The 20845-nt window shown below is 70.7% G+C and carries 18 protein-coding genes; 5 read left to right on the top strand and 13 right to left on the bottom strand.

Features of this window, described 5'->3' with window-relative positions; genetic code table 11:
- Positions 1-29: 29 nt before the first annotated feature.
- The 4 genes from Afe05nite_RS09680 to Afe05nite_RS09695 form a co-directional block, all read right to left on the bottom strand.
- Entirely contained in the window at positions 30-1325 is a 1296-nt protein-coding gene (locus Afe05nite_RS09680; protein WP_203816660.1) for a DUF2252 domain-containing protein, read from the bottom strand.
- A gap of 10 nt (positions 1326-1335) precedes the next feature.
- Positions 1336-1896 (bottom strand): NADH-quinone oxidoreductase subunit B, encoded by a 561-nt coding sequence (locus Afe05nite_RS09685; RefSeq protein ID WP_203816661.1) that lies wholly within the window; start codon positions 1894-1896, stop codon positions 1336-1338.
- Positions 1897-2161: 265 nt separating this feature from the next.
- Entirely contained in the window at positions 2162-3640 is a 1479-nt protein-coding gene (locus Afe05nite_RS09690; protein WP_203816662.1) for a pyridoxal phosphate-dependent decarboxylase family protein, read from the bottom strand.
- 72 nt (positions 3641-3712) lie between these two features.
- Positions 3713-5041 carry an MFS transporter gene (locus Afe05nite_RS09695; protein WP_203816663.1) on the bottom strand — a complete coding sequence of 443 codons (1329 nt, stop codon included), beginning with the start codon at positions 5039-5041 and terminating at the stop codon, positions 3713-3715.
- Positions 5042-5090: 49 nt separating this feature from the next.
- Between Afe05nite_RS09695 and Afe05nite_RS09700 the strand changes: the two genes are divergently transcribed.
- Entirely contained in the window at positions 5091-6482 is a 1392-nt protein-coding gene (locus Afe05nite_RS09700) for a gamma-glutamyltransferase (protein ID WP_203816664.1), read from the top strand.
- A 68-nt stretch (positions 6483-6550) separates the two neighbouring features.
- On the opposite strand, the gene Afe05nite_RS09705 is transcribed toward Afe05nite_RS09700, so the two are convergent.
- Positions 6551-7483, bottom strand: a complete 933-nt coding sequence (locus Afe05nite_RS09705; RefSeq protein WP_203816665.1) for an NAD-dependent epimerase/dehydratase family protein — start codon at positions 7481-7483, stop codon at positions 6551-6553.
- Between the two features lie 103 nt (positions 7484-7586).
- Here Afe05nite_RS09705 and Afe05nite_RS09710 point away from each other — a divergent pair, with 103 nt between their 5' ends.
- A complete protein-coding gene (locus tag Afe05nite_RS09710) occupies positions 7587-8270 on the top strand; it encodes a TetR/AcrR family transcriptional regulator (protein WP_203816666.1) in 684 nt (227 codons plus the stop codon).
- Here the strand turns inward: Afe05nite_RS09710 and Afe05nite_RS09715 are convergent.
- On the bottom strand, positions 8263-9066 hold the full coding sequence (locus Afe05nite_RS09715; protein ID WP_203816667.1) for a class I SAM-dependent methyltransferase: 804 nt from the start codon (positions 9064-9066) through the stop codon (positions 8263-8265). The two genes, Afe05nite_RS09710 and Afe05nite_RS09715, sit on opposite strands and share 8 nt — an antisense overlap.
- Positions 9066-9368 carry an MGMT family protein gene (locus Afe05nite_RS09720; protein ID WP_203816668.1) on the bottom strand — a complete coding sequence of 101 codons (303 nt, stop codon included), beginning with the start codon at positions 9366-9368 and terminating at the stop codon, positions 9066-9068. The genes Afe05nite_RS09715 and Afe05nite_RS09720 overlap by 1 nt, the downstream gene beginning before the upstream one ends.
- 61 nt (positions 9369-9429) lie before the next feature.
- On the opposite strand from Afe05nite_RS09720, the gene proB reads away from it, so the two are divergent.
- Together proB and Afe05nite_RS09730 are read left to right on the top strand one after the other, a co-directional pair.
- The gene (gene proB / locus Afe05nite_RS09725; protein ID WP_203816669.1) at positions 9430-10542 is read left to right on the top strand and encodes a glutamate 5-kinase; all 1113 of its coding nucleotides are present in this window, start codon (positions 9430-9432) and stop codon (positions 10540-10542) included.
- A gap of 12 nt (positions 10543-10554) precedes the next feature.
- Positions 10555-11799: a glutamate-5-semialdehyde dehydrogenase gene (locus Afe05nite_RS09730; protein WP_203816670.1), complete on the top strand. Its 1245-nt coding sequence runs from the start codon at positions 10555-10557 to the stop codon at positions 11797-11799.
- On the opposite strand, the gene Afe05nite_RS09735 is transcribed toward Afe05nite_RS09730, so the two are convergent.
- From Afe05nite_RS09735 to Afe05nite_RS43665, 6 genes are all read right to left on the bottom strand, one after another.
- A complete protein-coding gene (locus Afe05nite_RS09735) occupies positions 11796-12602 on the bottom strand; it encodes a prenyltransferase/squalene oxidase repeat-containing protein (RefSeq protein ID WP_203816671.1) in 807 nt (268 codons plus the stop codon). The genes Afe05nite_RS09730 and Afe05nite_RS09735 overlap by 4 nt on opposite strands.
- A 98-nt stretch (positions 12603-12700) precedes the next feature.
- Positions 12701-13882, bottom strand: a complete 1182-nt coding sequence (gene moeZ / locus Afe05nite_RS09740; RefSeq protein WP_203816672.1) for an adenylyltransferase/sulfurtransferase MoeZ — start codon at positions 13880-13882, stop codon at positions 12701-12703.
- Positions 13883-13989: 107 nt separating this feature from the next.
- Positions 13990-14874 (bottom strand): DUF3152 domain-containing protein, encoded by an 885-nt coding sequence (locus Afe05nite_RS09745; protein ID WP_203816673.1) that lies wholly within the window; start codon positions 14872-14874, stop codon positions 13990-13992.
- 45 nt (positions 14875-14919) lie between these two features.
- Positions 14920-15759: a DUF3152 domain-containing protein gene (locus Afe05nite_RS09750; protein ID WP_203816674.1), complete on the bottom strand. Its 840-nt coding sequence runs from the start codon at positions 15757-15759 to the stop codon at positions 14920-14922.
- A gap of 70 nt (positions 15760-15829) precedes the next feature.
- Entirely contained in the window at positions 15830-16801 is a 972-nt protein-coding gene (locus Afe05nite_RS09755; protein WP_203816675.1) for an alpha/beta hydrolase, read from the bottom strand.
- Positions 16798-19371, bottom strand: a complete 2574-nt coding sequence (locus tag Afe05nite_RS43665; protein WP_239117684.1) for a hypothetical protein — start codon at positions 19369-19371, stop codon at positions 16798-16800. The genes Afe05nite_RS09755 and Afe05nite_RS43665 overlap by 4 nt, the downstream gene beginning before the upstream one ends.
- Positions 19372-20164: 793 nt before the next feature.
- Between Afe05nite_RS43665 and Afe05nite_RS09765 the strand changes: the two genes are divergently transcribed.
- Positions 20165-20824 carry a TetR/AcrR family transcriptional regulator gene (locus Afe05nite_RS09765; RefSeq protein WP_203816676.1) on the top strand — a complete coding sequence of 220 codons (660 nt, stop codon included), beginning with the start codon at positions 20165-20167 and terminating at the stop codon, positions 20822-20824.
- Positions 20825-20845 lie beyond the last annotated feature (21 nt).

The raw sequence follows: 20845 nt of genomic DNA on the forward strand, positions 1-20845 counted from the left end.
CGACATCCTATGGTTTTCGCGCGGCCGGCTCAGAGGCCCGGCAGGCGCCCGTTGCGGAACACGTCGACGAAGTCCTGGTGGTCGTCGCGCGCCTGGTCGCCATAACGGTGGGCGAAGTCGACCAGGTGGTCGACGAAGCCCTTCTCGTCCTTGTCGACGGCGGCGGCGATCGCCTCCTCGGTGGAGAAGTCGACCAGGTCATGGCTGGACTCGTCGTCGGCGACCGAGTGCATGCGGGCAACCGCACGGCCCAGGTCGTTGATCACGCCGAGCAGTTCCTCGGGCTCGTTGACGTCGGCCCAGTCCAGGTCGGCCGCATAGGGCGAGACCTCGGCGACCAACTGACCGACGCCGTTGAGCGTGGTGTAGCCGACCCACGGATCGGCGTGCGCCTGCAGCGCATGCTGCGACTCGGCGGTGCGATGCCCCTGATGCTTGAAGTACGCCTTGACCCGCTCGTCGTCGATCCAGCGCGCCACCGCCGGCACCTGCGCCTGCTTCATGTAGATGATCACGTCGTTCTCCAACGCCTGGGTGTGCCCCTCGAGCAGCAGGTTGTACGACGGCAGGCCGGCCGAACCGATGCCCACGCCCTTGCGCAGCTTGATGTCCTTGATGTTGGTGGCCCCCGCCCGCGTCGCCTGCGGCAACGTGTCCAGATAGTCGCTGAACGCGGCCCGCACCAGCGACCCGGTCACCTCGTCGACCTCGAACACGCCGTCGGTCATCGAGAACCGGCGCTCGTAGTCGTCGATCGTGGTCTGCCCGGCCAGCAGGTCGACACGCGTGTTGAGCCGCGCCTCCTGAAGCACCCGGCGCAGGACGCCGTCGGCCGTGTCCAGCGTGATCGACCCGATCGCGTCGTCACCGCCGGACGCGATCGCCCGCAGCTCGGTCAGGTAGGACTGGGCGAACGCCTTGACCAGCGTCGTGATGCTCTCGTCGGACAGCGCTTTCTGGTAGCCGATCAGCGCGAGGCTGGCGGCGAAACGCTTCAGGTCCCACGAGAACGGCCCCACATAGGCCTCGTCGAAATCGTTGACGTTGAAGACCAGCACGCCCGACGAGTTCATGTAGGTGCCGAAGTTCTCCGCGTGCAGATCGCCGTGGATCCACACCCGCCTGGTGTGCTCGTCGAGGAAGCTGTCATCGCGGAACGCACTGGTCAGGTCGGCATAGAAGAGCGACGCACTGCCCCGGTAGAACGCGAACGGCGAGGCCGCCATCTTGCGGAACTTCCGCCGGAACGCGGCCGGATCGAGCGCCATCAGCTCGCCGAATTCCCTGGTCAAGACGTCGATGATGAAATCCGCGCGAGGGCTCATGATGCGCAGACTAGCCCGCGGTGACCGCCGGAGGAGTGACCATCGGGGCAGTCAGAGAGGAAGCGTCTCGCGGCCGCGCGCTCAACCTGTCGGGCCGCGAGACTCCGCCGACCCCCGCCTGCTCGGCCGCGATCTTCTCCTGCAGCCGCAGAATGCCGTGCAGCAGTGCCTCGGGCCGAGGCGGACAGCCCGGGACGTAGACGTCGACCGGGATCAGCTGGTCGACTCCCTTGGTCACCGAGTAGGAGTCCCAGTAGGGCCCGCCGCAGTTCGAGCACGACCCGAACGAGATCACGTATTTCGGCTCGGGCATCTGGTCATAGAGCCGCTTGATGGCCGGCGCCATCTTGTCGGTGACCGTGCCCGACACCACCATGAGGTCCGCTTGGCGCGGCCCGTGCGCGAACGGAATCACGCCGAGCCGCATGAAGTCATGCCGACTCATGCTTGACGCGATGAACTCGATCGCGCAGCAGGCCAGCCCGAAGTTGAACACCCAGAGCGAATAACGCCTCCCCCAGTTCAGAACGAACCGGATGGGCTCCCCGAGCACTCCTGGCAGACCGGCCACGTCGTCAACCTACTCCGTGCCCGCCCCCGCCCGCTGCGCGGCAGGCCCAGGTCCCTCCGCACCACGCACGGCCGGGACGAGCGGCGCGGCCCTCAATACGCGGCGCGAACGCAGGGCGGCGCGGACGCAGGGCGCGGGGCAGCGCGGACGCAGGGCGCGGGGCAGCGCGGACGCAGGGCGCGGGGCAGCGCGGACGCAGGGCGGCGTGTGCGCAGGGCGGCGCGAACGCAGGGCGCGGGGGTGGCGCGGGCGCGGGAGTGGAAAGTCAGGCGGGCGGGGTGGGGCGTTGGAGGAGGCTCAGGAAGCCGGTCAGCAGGGCTTCACGCAAAGCCGGGGGAACGACGTTGAGCAGGGAATTGACGGCGGCCATCTGGGTGAAGTCGCCGGCGCCCAGGCCCAGGCCCTCGGCGAGGCCGGCCACCAGCTCCGGCGTGATCATCTCAGGGGTCAGGGCGGCGGCCGCCTCCACCAGAGGGGCGGGAAGTTCGGCGGGGCCGCGCTCGCGAGTGGCGGTCACGGCCGCGGCCAGGTCGGCGGCGAATTCCTTGGCGGTTGGCGCGACTGCGGCGGTCACGGTGAGGTGGATGGTGGGCGGCAGCTCGCCGAACGCCATCTGCGGTTGGGTGTGCCAGCCCCGGGCGGCGAGCTCGTCGGCCAGCACGAAGATGTCGATGCCGGTGGTGGCCGGGGCCAAGGCCGGGGTCGAGGTCGAGGCGTCGGCGGCCAGGCAGACGATGGTGGTCTCGGGCGGGGCGAACAGGCGGACGCCGGCGGTCTCGGTGACCGCTGTGGACAGGATTTCGACCGCGTCTCGGGTGCTGCGGGCCAGGTCGAGGTAGCCCTCGTCGCCGATGTGGCGCAGGGTGGCCGCCGCGGCGGCGATCGGACCGCCGGAGCGGGTGGAGGAAATCGTCGGGTTGATCATCGTGTAGCCCGGCCAGCCCGCGAAGGCGAAGTATTGCGGGAGGCGCAGGGTCTCGGTGCGGTGCAGCAGGATCGAGACGCCCTTCGGCGCGTAGGCGTATTTGTGCAGGTCGACCGAGATGCTGGTGACTCCGGGGACGGACAGGTCGAACGGGGGAAGATCGGCGCCCAACCGGCGAAGGTAGGGCAGCACCCAGCCACCGAAGCAGGCATCCACGTGAAAACGCACACCCCGCGCGGCCGCTGTGGCGGCCAACTGCGGGATCGGGTCGACGACGCCATGCGCATAGGACGGCGCGCTGGCGGCCACCAGCACCGTGTCGCGGGTGATCGCGGCGGCCGTCGCCTCGGGGTCGGCGCGCAGGTCGGCGCCGACCGGCACCACGTCGAGCTCGACCCGCAGGTAGTGCGCCGCCTTGGCGAAAGCGGCGTGCGCGGTGGACGGGACGACCAGGCGCGGGGTGGTCAGCTCGGGTCGGCTGTCGCGGGCCGCTTTCACGGCCAGGATCAGGGACTCGGTGCCGCCGCTCGTGACACTGCCGACCGTCTCGTCGTTACCGCCCAGCAGCTGGGAAGCGGCGCCGACCAGGGCGTTTTCCATGGCGAGCAGGGACGGGAAAGCGGTCGGGTCGAGTCCGTTGACGTGCGCCGAGATCGCGTGGGCGGCCTGCGCCAGCTCGTCGAGGCCGTCGAGGGCGGGGTCGTAGACGTAGGCGAACAGTCGGCCGCCGTGGGTGGGCAGATCGGCCCGGCGGAGCCCGCTCAGCTCGTCGAGGATCTGCTCACCTGGGACGCCCTTGGCGGGCAGTGCTTCGAACATGCGACGACGCTAACCGAGTGGAGCCTTGGCGGGGCAGTCTCCGAAGGTCGAGGGATCGTCGACCGAAGTCGTCTATCGCTCGAGATCCCGGTAGGCGCCTAATAGCAGGACCGCGGCACCGACCAGCAGGGCCGGCACCGCGGTGAAGCCGAGCAGCACGCCGAGCCGCGCGGTGTCGTCCTGGGTGGCGGCCTCGCCGGTCGACGACGAGACATAGCCGAAAAGTTGGAGGATCAATGCGTAGATCCCGGGTCCCAGGGCCAGCCCGAGCGTCTCCCCCGCGGTCCACAGACCGGTGAAGACACCGGCCTGGCGGCGGCCGGTCCGCGCGGTGTCGTGGGCGATGCAGTCGGGCAGCATCGACAGCGAGAAGACCTGCTGTCCGGCATAGCCGCCGCCGATCAGGGCAACCAGCAGATAGACGCCGACCGGCGGCAATACCGGGGCGGCGAGCAGCACCAGCGCGCCGAGGGCGAAGAGCAGCGAGGCGGCGATCAGCGAACGGGGCTTGCCGAAACGGGCGCCCACCCGGCTCCACAACGGCATGACAAGCAGGGCCGGTCCGACGAAGGCGGCGAAGAGGAAGGTGGCGCCGGAATCGGCGTGCACGACGTGGTCGGCGAAATACTGCACTCCGGCCAGCATCGTGCCGATGCCGATGGCCTGAATGATCCAGCAGAGCAACAGCGCTCGGAAGGGACGGTTGGCGGCGGCGATGCGTAGCTGGCTGCGCAGGTTCGGCTCGGACTCGCCGGCGGAGCGGGTCTCGGTCGTACGGGTGCCGAAGTAGACGCCGAGGGTGCCCACGACGATGAGGGCGCCGACGAAGATGCCGGACCACCGGTGGCCGACGAGGCCGCCGCCGGCCTGATCGACGACGAGCGGGGCCAGCGCCCCCGAGACGAGGATGGCCAGCGCCAGCACGGCGACCCGCCAGGTCATCAGGCGGGTCCGCTCCTCGTAGCCGTCGGTCAGCTCGGCCGGCATGGCGACGTAGGGGACCTGGAAGAAGGCGTACGCGGTCGCGGCCGTGAGGAAGGAGATCGCCACGTAGGCGCCGGCACCGGTGCCGCTACGGATCGGCCCGGCGAAGATGGCCGCGAACAGCACCGCCAGCAGCAGGCCCGCGACCAGCAGGAACGGGCGTCGGTCACCGCGGCGGTCGGAGATCCGGCCGGCGACCGGGTTGATCAGAACATCCCACGCCTTCGGCAGCAGCACGAGCAATCCCGCGACACCGGCGGCCACACCCAACGTATCGGTCAGATAAGGCAGAAGCAGCAAACCCGGCACGGTGCCGAAGGCACCGGTAACCAGCGAACCCAGGGAGTAACCGGCCAGCACGCGGCGCGGCAACACGCCGGTGGGCCGTACTTCCGGAGAGGGACCGGTGGTCGTCATGGTCGCGCATGGTAACCACGATCATGTAGCTACGCCTACGCTTCGCCGCATGAAAAGCGTTGCGGCCGGAGTAGCCGCGAGCCATCCGGCGACCGCTCGGGCCGGTCTGCAGATCCTGCGGGACGGTGGGACGGCGGCCGACGCGGCGGTGGCGGCCGTCCTGGCCACCTGCGTGACCGAGACGATCTTCACCGGGCTGGGTGGTGGTGGATTCGCCACCTACTTCGAGGCGGCGACCGGCAAGGTGACTTGCCTGGACTTCTTCGTGGCGGCGCCCGGCCTGGACGGCGACGTCGAGCCCGGACCGACGATCTCGGTGGACGTGTTCTTCGGCGGACTGCCGCAGATCTACTCGATCGGCGGGGCCAGCGCGGCGGTGCCCGGCGTGCCGGCCGGCTGCGGTGAGGTGCACCGGCGCTGGGGCCGGCTGCCGTGGGCCGAGCTGGTGCAGCCGGCGTTCGAGCTGGCCAAGACCGGGGTGCCGACCCCCGAGGCGCACGCACGAACGCTCGATGCCTGCGCGCCGGCGCTGGCCTACGGCGAGGGCGCCCCGGTCTACACGCCGAACGGGCGTCGGCTCCAGGGCGGCGAGCTGCTCTTCCACCCGGGCTTGGCGACGGCACTCGAGGCGCTGGCGGTGGCCGGGCCGTCGATCTTCTACACCGGTGACTTCGCGCCGGTCGTCGTCGACGCGGTGCGCGGCGCGGGCGGTTCGCTCGGGCCGCGCGACCTGGCCGAATACCGGGTGCTTGAGACGCACGTGGACCGCGCCTCGCTGGGCGGCTACCAGGTACGGGCTCGGCACGATCTCAACCGGGTGGTCGACACGATCGGGGCGCTGCCGGCCGATCTGTCCCGGCCGGGGCGGGCTGCCGGGCTTGCCGAGGCGCTGCGCGACCAGGGGCGGCAGCGGGTCGGCGACACCACGAACGTGTCCGTGGTGGACGCGCAGGGCAACGCCTGCGTGATCACGACGACGCTTGGTCTCGGTTCCGGGGTGTGGCTGCCCGGCCTCGGCATCAACCTCAACTCGATGCTCGGCGAGGGCGAGCTGATCACCGACGATCTCGTGCCAGGTGCCCGGATGCCGTCCAACATGTGCCCGCTGGTGGTGATCGATCCGCAGGGCCGGCTGGCCGTGGCGGCCGGCTCGGCCGGGGCCTCACGCATCCGCACCGCACTGATCGACACGCTGCTCGGGGTGCTGGTCGACGACCTCGACATGGAGTCGGCAACCAGCCGACCGCGCTTCCACGTGGTCGGCGACACGGTCCACGCCGAGGGCGGTTATCCGGGCGACGAGCTGGCCGTCCTGGTCGACGCGGGCTGGAAGGTCGAGCAGTGGTCGGGCCTCAACCACTACTTCGGCGGCGTCACCGCTGTCGGTCAGGCGGGCGCTGCCGGCGACCCGCGGCGGGACGGCGTCGGCCTGCTGCTCTGAGCGGCCGCCCCGCCCGACCCCGGTGAGGCTCTGAGCCGACGACAGCGGGCCAGGCGACGACAAGGGGGTCAGTTCATTCGGCGGGCGAGGAGGTTCTCGGCATCGGCGGCGGTTTCGCGCAGGGGAACCTCGAGGTCGGTGGCCTCGAGACCGAAGGTCTGCTCGGTGAGCGTGCTGTCCAGCTGGAAGGGGGCGTAGAACTGGTAGTCCATCTCGGCCATCTCGCGGGCCATCGGGACGACCAGGCCGGCCGTGCGCATCACGAAGCGCGGCATGTGGCGGATCTTCACGCGGGGCTTACCGGCCAGGTCGGTGTAGCGGTCGGCCAGCTCGCGGATGGTGATGGCGGGCTGGGTCGGGGCGTGCCAGGCCTTGCCGTGCGCCCGGTCGTCGTGGGCCAGCGCCACCATCGTGCGGGCCATGTCACCGGTGTAGGTGAAGCTGTGCGGCAGGTCGGTGTCGGCGGGCGCGTACGCCGTCCGGCCGCTCTTGATGGCCGGCAGCAGCACCGAGCTGAAGATGCCCACCGCGCCCGCGCCGATGTAGTCCGAACCACGCACCTCGACCGTACGGACACCGCTGGCCAGGGCATCGCGCCACATCTTGATGCGGACCTTGCCCTTGCGGCCGACCGCGGCCAGCGGCGTGTTCTCGGTCATCCGGCCGCCCGGCTGGGGGCCGTAGACATAAAGGTTCCCGGTGATCACGTAGACGGCGTCGGCGGCCTTCGCGGCGGCGATCATCGCGTCGTTCATCGGGTACCAGAGGCGCTCCCACTGGGTGTACTTCGGGTTCGCGCAGTTGTAGATCGTGGCGGCGTCGGCGGCCAGCTCGGTGAGCCGGGCGGCGTCGGACGCGTCGGCGGCCACCCGCTCGACGCCGGGCAGCTCCGGACCGCTGCCGCTGCGAGTCACCATGCGCACGTGTTCGCCCTGGTCGACCAGGACGCGGGCGACGTTGCCGCCGATCGGGCCGGAACCGATGATGAGGTGCGTCGACATCTCTGTTCTCCTTCGTGAGCACTGCTCTCTGTCGAGAACAACAGTCTCACACGGGCCGCTCAAAATGCAAGAGCAGTGCTCTCGCTATGGCACACTGGTTCGCATGAGCGCCTCTGGAGTACGCGCCCGGGTCCGGGCCGAGATGACCGAAGAGATCAAGACGGTGGCCCGCCGGCACCTCGCCTCCGACGGCGCCAATCTGTCGCTGCGCGCGGTCGCTCGGGACGTGGGGATGGCGTCGTCCGCCGTCTACCGCTACTTCGCGAGCCGGGACGACCTGCTCACCGCCCTGATCATCGAGGCGTACGACAGCGTGGGCAGCGCCGCCGAGGCAGCGATGGCCAAACCCGCGGACACCGACGCGGACCGGCTTCTCGTGCTGTCCCATGCCGTACGCGACTGGGCGCTGGCCGACCCGCACCAGTGGGCCCTGATCTACGGCAGCCCGGTCCCCGGCTATCAGGCACCGCAGGACACGATCGGGCCCGCCACCCGGGTCATCTTCGCGATCGCCAAAATCGTCCAGGAGGCGTTCACCGCCGGTCGAGTCGTCCCGGTCCCGGAACCGACCGGTCGGTACGCCGAGGAGCTGGCCGCCGTGGCCGAGCAGTTCGGCCCGGGCACCCCGCCCCGCCTGGTCGGCTCGGCCATGTCCGCCTATTTCCAGCTCAACGGCGCGGTCAGTGCCGAGCTCTTCGGTCAGCTCAACCAGACCGTCGAGGACGACAGGCGTGGCTTCTTCGAGTTCCAGATGCGTGGTGCGGTCGCGTTCATCGGGCTCACCTGACCGCGCGCAGCACGTGCCCGCCGGGGGTGTCCGGCGGCAGGCCGGGCCGGTGGAAGAACCGGGCCGCGAGCTGGGCCGGCCCCAGATCCTCGATCGACGTGAAGCCGAGCCCGGTGAGCACCGCCGCGATCTCGTCCGGCTCGAAGTAGGTGAGCCACGGCTCGCCGATCCGGGCGACCCGTTCGGCGCGTGCCTCGAGCTGCGCCTGCCGCTCCGGCGACATCAGCGCAGGCGACTGGGCGTAGTCGAAGACGACCTCGTTGCCCGCGGCGGAGGCGACGAAACGGAGCGTCGAGTCGAAGCCCGCACGCGTCAGGTAGGGCACGACGCCGAGCCAGATGAAGAACGCCGGCCCGGCCAGTTCGAGGCGGTCGCCGAGCGATTCCTTCTCGAAGTCGACGCCCGTGTAGGACACGGACGGGGGAATTTCGATGCCGGCACCGGCCAGTCGCTCCCGCTTCCAGGCCTGGGTGGCCGGGTGGTCGACCTCGATGACCCGCACCCCGTCGAACGGGTTGCGGTAGGCGAAGGTGTCCAACCCCGCGCCGAGCACGACCACGGTGCGAACGCCGCGTCGCACGGCCGCGGCCACGGCGTCCTCGGCGAAGCGGTGCCGGGCCGCGATGAAGACGCGCATGGCTCGGCGCGGCGCATCGGCCGGCAACTGATCGAGCGGCAACCCGAGGATGCGTACGGCAAGCGGGTCTTTGAAGATCGACCCCAATTCCAGGGCTTGATGTACGGCTCGGTAGCGCGCCGCGCTGTAGGCGGTCTTGCTGGGTTGACCGGTTTCCATCACGGGATCCAATGGGCGAGGGACATGTTCACATGATCACCCTTCAGAGGAACGCCCTCGCTCAGAAGCCGCTGACGGGCTTCCTGCTCGTGACCCGGTGGCATCCGGCCGGAACTGTTGACGACTCGGTGCCAGGGGACGCCGCCGCCGTGCCGGGCCATGATCGTGCCGACCTGACGAGCGGAGTTGCGGCCGGAGACCTCAGAAAGCGCGTCGGCGATCGCCCCGTAGGACATGACTTTGCCCGCCGGGATGCGCTCGACGAGCGAGAGCACCTCTTCGACGTACTCCTGGGGTGTCACGCGGGCCACGATATGGGATCTCGAAGCGGTCCGGGCGCCGCACCCGAGCAGAATGGGCCGGGTGCGCGAAGTGGTGACGGATGCGCGACGCATCGTGGTCAAGGTTGGCTCGTCCTCTCTGACCACGGCTGACGGCGGCCTCGATGAGCAGCGCGTCGACGCCTTGGTCGACGTGCTCGGCAGTTTGGCGACGCAGGGGCGGGAGGTGGTGCTGGTCTCCAGCGGCGCCATCGCGGCCGGCTTGGCACCGCTGCGGCTGCGCCGCCGGCCCCGCGATCTGGCCACCCAGCAGGCGGCCGCCTCGGTGGGTCAGGGCCTGCTGATCGGGCGGTACGCGACCGGTTTCGCCCGGCACGGGCTGACCGTCGGGCAGGTGCTGCTGACGGTCGACGACGTGACCCGGCGGGCGCACTATCGCAACGCCTTCCGCACGCTGCGGAAACTGCTCGATCTGGGGGCGCTGCCGATCGTCAACGAGAACGACACGGTGGCCACCGAGGAGATCCGGTTCGGCGACAACGACCGGCTCGCCGCGCTGGTGGCCGCCCTGGTCGACGCCGACCTGCTGGTGCTGCTCTCGGACGTGGACGCGCTCTACACCGGCAGCCCGTCCGACCCGGCGTCCCGCAAGATCCCGTTCGTCGGTGACGACAGCGACCTGGCCGGCATCAGCATCTCGGCGCCCGGCCGGTCGGGCGTCGGCACCGGCGGCATGGTGACCAAGGTGGAGGCCGCCCGCATCGCCACCGGCTTCGGCATCTCGGTGGTGCTCACCTCGGCCCCGCAGGCCGGCCCGGCCCTGGCCGGCGACGAGGTCGGCACGCTGTTCCGGGCGGCCGAGCACCGTCCGGCGGCCCGCCTGTTCTGGCTCGCGCACGCCACCTCCCCACGCGGCCGGCTGCACCTCGACCCGGGCGCGGTGACCGCGGTGGTGGCCCGCCGCAAGTCACTGCTGCCGGCCGGAATAACCGCGGTGGACGGTTCCTTCGCCGCCGGTGATCCCGTTGACCTGGTGGACGCCGGTTCCGGCGCCCCGGTGGCCCGCGGCCTGGTCAACTACGACGCTGTCGACCTTCCCGCGTTGCTGGGAAGGTCCACCCCCGAGTTGGCCGCAGCTCTGGGTCCAGGCTATGAACGAGAAGTCGTCCACCGGGACGACCTCGTCCTTCTGTAACGGGAGCCCCGGATGACCACTGTGCTCAAGCAGGCCGCCGACGCGCGTGCGGCCTCGATCGATCTGGCCGCCGCCACCCGTGCCGAGAAGGACCGGGCGCTGCTGCTGATGGCCGACCGGCTGGTCGAGCGGGCCGAGGACATCGTGGCCGCGAACGCGGTGGACGTGAACAGTGCTCGCGACGCCGGGCAGTCCGAGGCGATGATCGACCGGCTGACGCTCACCCCGGCACGGGTCGAGGCGATGGCCGACGGGCTGCGCCAGCTGGCCGCCCTGCCCGACCCGGTGGGTGACGTGGTGCGCGGCTCGACCCTGGCCAACGGCCTCGAGCTGCGTCAGGTGCGGGTGCCGTTCGGTGTGGTCGGCATCATCTACGAGGGCCGGCCCAACGTGACCGCGGACGCGGCCGGCATCTGCCTGAAGTCGGGCAACGCGGCGTTGCTGCGGGGCTCCGGCTCGGCGTACAGCTCAAATGCCGCAATCGTCGCGGTCCTCCGCAAGGCGGTCGCGGACGCCGGCCTGCCGGCGGACGCCATTCAGCTGCTCGACGCCACCACGCGAGAATCGGTGAAGGAGCTGATGCGGGCGCGCGGACTGGTCGACGTGCTGATCCCGCGGGGCGGCGCCGAGCTGATCAAAGCGGTCGTCGAGGAATCCACGGTCCCGGTGATCGAGACCGGCGTGGGCAACTGCCACGTGTACGTGGACCAGGCCGCCGACCTGGAGAAGGCCCTGGCCGTCACGGTCAACTCCAAGACCCAGCGACTGTCCACCTGCAACACCGCCGAGTCGCTGCTGGTGCACGCCGACATCGCCGACTCGTTCCTGCCGCTGGTGATCGAGGAGCTGACCCTCAAGGGCGTGACCATCCACGGTGACCCGCGGGTGCGTTCCTACAGCGACGACGTCGTCCCGGCGACGGAGGCCGACTGGGGCACCGAATACCTGTCCGCCGACATCGCGGTGGCGATCGTCGACTCGATGGACGACGCCCTCGACCACATCCGCCGGTTCGGCTCCGGCCACACCGAGGTGATCGTCAGCGAGTCGACGACGGCGGCGCGCCGGTTCGCGGCCCGGGTGGACGCGGCCGCCGTGATGATCAACGCCTCGACCCGCTTCACCGACGGCGGCGAGTTCGGTTTCGGCGCCGAGATCGGCATCAGCACGCAGAAACTGCACGCCCGCGGCCCGATGGGCCTGCCCGAGCTGACCTCGACGAAATACATCGTGACCGGCAACGGCCACACCCGTTAGCGGCAGGCGCGCAGCACCGTCAGGGTGGTGTTGACGTCGAAGATCGGCCCCTCCGCGGAGTCCCAGCCGCCATCCGTGCGCTGGGTGGCGGCCAGCTTCTTGCGGGCCTCCTGCAGCAGCCAGTCGTCACCGAGGTTGACCCGGCGCAGGGCGGCCGCCATCGACGCGATGTCGGCCGGCGTCATGTCGGGCAGGCGGTCGCCGAGCACCAGCTGCACCCGGGCCGACTCGTAGAAGAACTGCTGGGAGTGCAGCAGCCCGGCGGCGTGCCAGCCGGTCGCGAGAAATGACGGCCAGGTGCCGTCGGGACGCAGCTGGGCGATGAAATAGCCGGCCGCGGCCTGCAGCGTGTTCGCGTAGCGCGGTTCGTTCTCGAGGTGCGGGTTGACCTCCACCTCGGCGACCGTGAACCAGAAACCGGCGAGCGCGGTCAGGTAGAGGGTGGCCTCGGGGTCGCCCGGCATGGCCCAGGCCGGCGCCTCGCCGGCGAGCGACTCGTCCTCCTGCCAGGTGCCGTCCATCCGCTGCTGCGAGGCCAGCCAGCCGAGCGCGCGGTCGACCACGTCACCGTGCAGGCCGCCCAGATCGTCGAGCTCGTTCAGCCGGAAACAGGTGGCGTCGACCGACGGGATGACCCCGTCGGTGGAGGCCGGCCAACCACCGGCCGCTGTCTGCCCGGCGGCGATGCGCTCCACGATGTGCTGGGGCGGAGCCTGCCGAGTTCGCAGGAAAGACAGGCGGGCACGTTCCACGGGATCGCCGTGTGCGACCACGTATCCGATCGCGGCGTCGATATCGACCACGACGGTGACGCTACAACGCCGAACGGTAATCCGCCCCTGTTTGTTGGCGCACAACAATCACTCTGGGGAGTCGTCTGCGGACTCCCCAGAGTGATCGATCAGTACGACGGCTGAGACGGGTCGACCGAGTTGACCCAGGAGACGATGCCACCCTGGACGTGCACGGCGTCCTTGAAACCGGCCGCCTTGATGGCCGCGAGCGCCTCCGCCGAGCGCACGCCCGACTTGCAGTGCAGCACGATCTGCCGGTCCTGCGGGAAGCGCGACAGCGCCTCGCCGGAGAGGATCTCGCCCTTCGGGATCAGCACCGCACCCGGGATGCGGTTGATCTCCCACTCGGCCGGCTCCCGCACGTCGACCAGGAACAGGTCCTTGCCGGCGTCCTGCCACTCCTTGAGTTCGCGGGCGGTGATCGTGGCGTTCAGCGTGGCCTCCTCGGCCTCGTCCGAGACCGCGCCGCAGAAGTCCTCGTAGTCCTCCAGCAGCTCGGTGACGGTCGGGTTCTCCCCGCAGAGCACGCAGTTCGGGTCCTTACGGACCTTGATCTTGCGGTATTCCATCTCCAGGGCGTCGTAGACCATCAGCCGGCCGACGAGCGGCTCGCCGATGCCGGTGATCAGCTTGATCGCCTCGTTCACCTGGATCGAGCCGATCGACGCGCAGAGCACGCCGAGGACGCCGCCCTCGGCGCAGCTCGGGACCATGCCGGGCGGCGGGGGCTCCGGGTAGAGGCAGCGGTAGCAGGGGCCGTTCTCGGCCCAGAAGACCGACGCCTGGCCGTCGAAGCGGTAGATGGAACCCCACACGTACGGCTTGCCGAGCAGCACGGCGGCGTCGTTGACCATGTAACGCGTCGCGAAGTTGTCCGTACCGTCGACGATCAGGTCGTACTGGCTGAAGAGCTCCAGCACGTTGTCGCGGTCGAGCGCGGTGTTGTGGATGACCACGTTCACCAGCGGGTTGATCTCACGGATGCTGTCGGCCGCCGACTCGGCCTTGGGCCGGCCCACGTCCGAGACGCCGTGAATGACCTGGCGCTGGAGGTTGGACTCGTCCACCGTGTCGAAGTCGATGATGCCGAGCGTGCCCACCCCGGCCGCGGCCAGGTAGAGCAGGGCCGGCGAGCCCAGGCCACCCGCGCCGACGGCGAGCACCTTGGCGTTCTTCAGCCGCTTCTGCCCGTCCATCCCGACGTCCGGGATGATCAGGTGACGTGAGTAGCGGCGGATCTCGTCGATGGTCAGCTCAGCGGCCGGCTCGACGAGCGGGGGCAGTGCCACGGTTTACTCCCCGGATAGGTGGTAAGGATCGCCACCCATTCTTGCTCGTTGACCGGCGGCGTAGCCATGACGTTGCCCACCGGCCCGACATGCGGGACGGGGAATATTCACGGGTAGGGCCACGAGTTGGCCCGGCAGCCCTTCAAGCCGTACGTCTGCTGCATCATCACCGGGGCGAGCTTGCCCTTGGCCGAGCACTTCTGGTGGCCGTGTCCGAGCTGATGGCCGACCTCGTGATTGATCGCGTAGGCCCGGTAGGTCTCGAGGGAAGCGCCGTACCCCTTGATCGCGCCCCGCCAGCGGTCGTCGTTGATGATCACCTTGCGTGACACCCGGCAGGACGTGAACCCGCCGGTCTCCAGGCCGCCGGTGCGGCACATCTTCTCCGAGGTGCGCGCCGACGCCAGGTAGACGATGAACTCGGCTCGGGCCGACTCCGGCACACGCTGGAAGCGGAACCGGCGGCTCGCGATCCAGCTGCGGCGGTCGCCGAGGGTGCGGTTGACCGCGTTCGCGAAGTCGAGGGCACCGTCGGTCGGCTTCTCCACCGCGATCTTGAAGCGGTGGATCGGGCCACGGCTGCCCACCACCGGCCCGAAGCCACCGACATAGGTGAAGCTTCCGCTGGTGCCGACCGGCTGCGCGGACGCGACCGCCGCCACCTTCGGGGCCGCGGCCGTCTTCGGAGCCCCGGCCGTCTTCGGAGCCGCGGCGCCGGGAGCCGTTGCGCTTCCGGGCTCCGCCGCGGCCTTCGGAACGACGATGCGGTCAGGGCTGTCGGCGTGCACGAATCGCCCGGCGACCATGACACCCACCGCCAGCATGGTCAGGACCAGCGCGAACGTCAGACGACGACGGAACCGCCCGACGCGGGACTCGGCCGGGGCGTCATCCTCGGCCAGCGGCGGCGGCTCCTGGCGGGCAAGCGGGGTCCGGCTCAGGACCGGCGGGTTGCGGCCGGGATTCCAGACGGGCGTACCTCGCACAGACATGACACAGCCGAGATTGCCACGGTCGATCCGAGAACATGAGCGGTTTTACCGGGCTGGTCCGGTCAGGAAGCCATTCCCCTGCCGTGGCCACGCGTAGGGCACACAGCCGCGGGTGGTCAGCGTCTGCTGCACCATCACCGGCGCCGGGCCACCGGGCCGCGGGCACCCCTCGTGCCGGTGGCCAAGTTCGTGCCCGACCTCGTGGTTGATCACGTACTCGCGGTACGTGGTCAGCGGCACCCGGGCGGTCAGATACGGCCTCGAGGACAACCGCCAGCGGTCCAGGTTGATGATCGCTCTGCCGGTGGTGCGGCACGAGGTGTACGGCACTCCGTTGATCTTGATGTTGGTGCCACCCCGCAAGCACATCCGCCCGGCCGTCTCCCGGGTGGCGAGGTAGACCGTGAAGTCGGCTTTCGCCGCGCCGGCCACCATCTGCAGCCGCAGCCGGCCACCACCGATCCAGCTGCGCGGGTCGCCGAGGATCGCCGCGACGGTGTTCGCGAACGCGGTCACATCCTCGCCGCTGCCCTGCTCCACGGCCACGTGGAAACGGCGGCGCGCACCCGTGCCGCCGAGGATCGGACCGTTCGTCGACGCGTACCCGAATTGGCCGTTTCCCCGCGCCGGAACCGCACCCGGCAGGCTCAGCTCACCCACCGCAGGGGTGTTCTCCCGCGGCGGAGCAGCGACCGGCGCGCTGGACGGCGGCACGGAGACCACCGCCGGGGCAGGTGTGGCGGACGTCACCGCCGCCGACGGAACGGTCGACGCACTTGAACTCAGCCCGCGACCCGCGATGAAACCCGACGCGACTACCGCGGTAAGCACCAGAAGGGCCAGCCACCAGCGGCGCCACCGGTCCGGCGAGATTTCCCCGATCATCGGGAGCCAGGGTTTCACACGCGGCAGTGCTTGTCGCCCTCCCCCGAGCGGGTGAGAGGGAAGTCGCGCGCTACGCCGTCCGCTCCGCGACCGGCGCGGAAAGCTCGTCGAGCATGCCGACGATGGCCCGCGCCACCAGGCGCGGCACCTCCATCTGGGCGACGTGCCCCACCCCCGGAAGGATGAGCAGCCGGCTGTCCGGAACCGCCCGGGCCACCTGCGCCGGAACCCGCGGGTCGATCAGCCGGTCGGTCAGCCCACCGATCACCAGGGTCGGTGCGGTGATCTGGGCGGCCAGCCGCCACTGCGAGTTACGGCCGGGCAGGTAGGCGCGCAGGAAACTGGAGACCAGGCCGCGCAGAGTGCGCAGGTAGGCGCTCGGATAGTGCTCCACCGTGTACCGCAGGCGGATCTCATCCATCGCCTCGGCCTTACGCTGCGCGGTCGCCTTGCGGATGTCGCCGAAACACGCCTGCAGCACCTGGTCGGCCATCTCCTCGATCGGCATGCGGGTCATCCCCCACGCGAAGATCCGATCGGCGCCCGGCAGGGCAAGCAACGGCAGGTAAGGACCATGCGCCGTGCGGCGCGGATCAAGGAACGGCATGGCCGGCGAAATCAGGGTCAGGGTACGCACAAGATCAGGTCGAAGAGCAGCGACGCGTACGGCGATGGAGCCGCCCAGTGAGTTGCCGATCAGATGCACCGGTCCGCGGCCGGCGTGCTCCAGATAGCCGATGAGCGTCCCGGCGAACGCGGGAATCGAGTACCGCGGGCTCGGATCGCTGTAGCCGAAGCCGGGCAGGTCGACCGCCTGCGCGTCGAACCGGCCGGCGAGCAGACCGGCCACATTGGTGAAGTTCTGCGACGAACCACCCAGACCATGCACGTAGACGGCGGGCTCGGCCCCCGGCTCGGTGGCCGGCGTGTCCCGCACGTGCAGCATCGACCCGCCGATCACAACCCGACGGGCGGGCCACGGTGGTGGTGCTTCGCCGTCCGGCAGCAGAACGCTGTCGTCGGCCAGTGCGGCGCCTCTCATTGCGACAAGAGTGCCTCAAGCCGACGGTTGACCGCCGCCAATGTGGCGCGGACCATGGCATGCCGATCGTCGCCGCTCACCACCGACGAGCCCGCCAGCTGCTCCACCCAGCTGTTGCACGACAGCAGCAGCACGACCACCGCGACCTGCGCGTTGCCGAACGGCACCAGGGCCGCGTGCTCGACGAAACACCGGGCCGGGCCGTCCGGATGATCCGACTCGTTCAGCAGGTCGTTGACCGCGCCGGCGGTGGCCATCGCGCACAGCCGCAGCAGATAGCCGTCGACCGCCGGCCCGTCGGCCACCCCGGACGCCGTACGCCCGCCGACGGCCAGGTGCACCTCCACCGAGGCGTCCGTGCCGTACGTGTTGACGTGCACATTCTCGATCAGGATGCGCGGCCCCGGACGCTCGCCGGGATAGAGCGGACGCGGCGGCCCGGGATCGTCATCGGCCGGAACCACGTCGTCAGCGCGGGATTCGTCCCGGCGCAGCCCCGACTCGGCAGCCCGATACTGCTCCGCTCGACGCGACTCCGACTCAGCCCGATACGGCTCCGCTCGGCGCGACTCAGGCTCCGCCCGGGACAGCTCCGCCCGGGACAGCTCCGCCCGGGACAGCTCCGCCCGAGATGGCTCATTCCGGGGCGACTCATTTCGCGACATCTCGTCCCGGGACAGCTCGTTCCTGGACAGCTCATTTCGGGACTGCTCGTTCCGGGACTGGTCGTTCCGGGACAACTCCGTGCGAGACGGCTCCCCGTGGGACTGCTCCTCGCGGAACGGCTCCCCGTGGGCCTGCTCCTCGCGAGACGGCTCCCCGTGGGACTGCTTCCCGTGGGACTGCTCCTCGCGGGTCTGCTCCTCGCGGGCCTGCTCGTTCCGGGACTGTTCCGTGCGGGACAGCCCGCCGTGGGACAGCCCGCCGTGGGACAGCCCTCCGTGGGACGGCTCGAACCTGGACAGCTCCGTGCGGGACAGCTCGGTTCGGGACAGCTCGGCCCGGGACGGGTCTGGCCGGCGCGCCTCCGGGTCGGATCCATACGGTTCGGCATCGGCCCGGCGCGACTCGGCGTCGTCTCGATACGGCTCCGGCGCGACTCGGCGCGCCTCGGCGTCCGCCCGGCGCGATCCCGGGCTGGCCGGATAGGTCTCTGCGTCAGCTCGGCGCGACTCGGTGCCGGCCTGATACGACTCCGCGTCCGCCGAATAAGGCTGTGTGTCGGTTCGGCGCGGCTCTCCGCCGGCCTGATACGGCTCTGCATCGGCCTGATACGGCTCTGCATCGGCCTGATACGGCTCTGCATCGGCCCGATACGGCGCTGCGCCAGACTGATACGACTCCGCGTCGGCCCGGCGCGGCTTCGGGGCGGCGCGGTAGGCGTCCGCGTCGGCGCGGTAGGCGTCCGTATCGGTCCCGTAGAGCTCCGGGGCTCGACCGGGCGGCACGAGGTCCGCGGGGCGCTCGTCGCGGGCCGGGCGCACCCGCTCGGCCAGCCGTTCCGGCGCGGGTGCCGCGGCCGATGGCGCGGCTGGTGGCCCGCTTCGCGGGGCGGTCGGTGCGCTGTGCTGGGCGGCCGGCTGAGCCGTCGGGGCGGGCTGGGCCGAGGCGCCGCGCTGGGCGGTGGCGCTCGGCTGGGCCGGGGCGGTCGGCTGGGTCAGGGCGGTCGGCGGGGCCGGGGCCGGTGGCGCGCTGCGCTGGGCGGTCGGCATCGGGGCGGTGTCGCCCTTCATCGCCGCGTCCAGGCCCATCCGATCCTGCAGCAGGCGGGCCACCCGACGGCTCACCTCGGCCGGGTCGGCTCCCTCGGCCAGGTCGAGCCGCAGGCTGTGCGCGCCCGACGGGGTGGCCCGCAGGGACGCGTCGCGAACGCCGTCCACTCCGCGGACCGCCGTCAGGATCGCCTGCACGTCGAAGCCTTCCTCCCGCTCACGGGGCTGGACCGTGCTCCCGCGGCGCAGGTGCGTCGCGATCCGGGCCAGCTCCGGCGTCTCGGCCGTGGGCTCGGTCAACGGTGGCTCCGGAACTCTCGGCACGTCCGGCTGGGCCGGCACGCGCTGCGGCAGCCCCCTCGTGCCGGGCTCGGCAGGTCCGCCGGTGCCGGCGGCCGGGCTGCCGAACGACGCGTAGGCCGGCGGCGGGACGTAACCCGACGGCTCGGCGGCCGGCCCGGAATCGTACGAGACCCGGCGCGGGAAGCTTGACGGATCGTACGACGGACGGGCGAGGGACGGCGCGGCGACCGGGGCGGCCGGCGACTGCGTCCGGGGCGGCTCGGGAGCGCTCCAATCGGGGCGCCGCACGGCCGGGGCCGCCGGGCGCACCAGCGGCACCGCGGCCCGCTGCTGGACCGGGGCGGCCGGGAGCGCCGACGCGGGCCGGGAGTCGTCCAGGTCGCCCTCGTAGGGGTAGGGCGGTGCACTGCTGGGCGCGGGCATGTCGTAGCGGCGCGGCTCGGCGGACCGCAGGCTGGTGGGGCGGCCGGCGGCATCGCGCTCACCGCCGCTCACCGGGCGCGGATCGCTGCCGAGCGTCTGCTCGCTCATCGCGCTCACGACGCGCTCGGTCATGGATCTTTCAGGCATGGATCTCTCAGGTACGAGTCTTTCGGCGACGGATCGGGGCCCGGCGCCCGGCTCGGTCATCGCCCGCGATCCGAGGCCCAGCTCGCCGCGCCGGAACTCGCCGGGACGCAGTTCGCCCGAACGCAGCTCACCCGGACTCGTGGGGTCGTTGGTCGACTCGGTGCGCGGGACCGGGGCGCGGGCCGGCTCACCACCCGGCGGAGTCAGATGGGCAAGCAGATCGGAGTAGCGCGGGCGGGTGTCCGACCAGTTCTGACCGTTGGTGGGGGCCACGGACGGGGGAATTTCGCCTGACTGTTGCGCGTCGACGAAGCCCGGCGGGGTGGGCGCCGGGGTCGGGGCGGGCGCCGCGGAGGCGGGCTGAACCGGGATCGACTGCAAAGGATTTGGCTGCCCGGGGGTATATCCACGGTCGGGCGGGGGAAATGCCTGATTACGCGGAAATGGCGTCGCCCGGCGCCATGCCGGTACGTCAGTTTCCGCGTCGAGCGCCGCGCCGGTGTTCGACCAGGGACTATCCTGCGTCGCCCAGCCGTTCACCCGAGCGCGCTCACGCGAATCGGCACCGTTGCCGCCTTCGGCGGCTCCAGTGTCTCCGGAATGCCCTGATTCATCCACCGCGCGCTCCTCGCTCGCCCGTGCTGAGGCTACCGTGTGCATGCGGTGGCGATAAGTTGCAGCGTCGCGACAGTTGCCCGGCTCGACCGCGGCTAGCGCCGATCCGGACAATCCGCGCCGACCGAACCGCGGGGACCAATCCCCTGGAGGTTAAACAGAGATGACCGCTGCTTCTGGCGGGGCCCAGACGACCCGGCCCACCCGCCTGCCGCGCTCGGCGCGACGCAAGCAATTGCTGGCCGCCGCGCAGCAGGTCTTCGTGGCGCAGGGTTACCACGCGGCCGCGATGGATGACATCGCCGAGCGCGCTGGAGTCTCCAAACCAGTGCTCTACCAGCACTTCCCCGGCAAGCTGGAGCTTTATCTGGCACTGCTGGACACGCACTGCGACGCGATAATCGCCAAGGTGCGCGACGCGATGCTGGCCACCGCCGACAACAAGGAGCGGGTCAAGGGCGCCGTGGAGGCGTACTTCGACTTCGTCGACCACGAGAGCGAGGCGTTCCGGCTCGTCTTCGAGTCCGACCTGCGCAACGACCCGCAGGTGCGCCAGCGGGTCGAGCGGGTCGAGCAGGGCTGCATCGCCGCGGTCACCGACACGATCATCTCGGATACGGCGCAGAGTTCCGACAAGGCCGAGCTGCTCGCTTCGGGTCTCGTCGGGGCGGCCGGACAGTCGGCTCAGTTCTGGCTGGCGAACGGACGGCGTACGCCTAAAGCTGAAGCCGAAGCGCTCGTAGCTGCACTGATCTGGCGTGGCATCGCCAGCTTCCCGCTCCAGGAAGGCTCAACCAGCGGAACAACGGCCGAAATCGGATAGCCTTCAGAGCGGTAACACGCG

The organism is Paractinoplanes ferrugineus, from assembly GCF_016862195.1.
In the GTDB taxonomy this organism is placed as follows: domain Bacteria; phylum Actinomycetota; class Actinomycetes; order Mycobacteriales; family Micromonosporaceae; genus Actinoplanes; species Actinoplanes ferrugineus.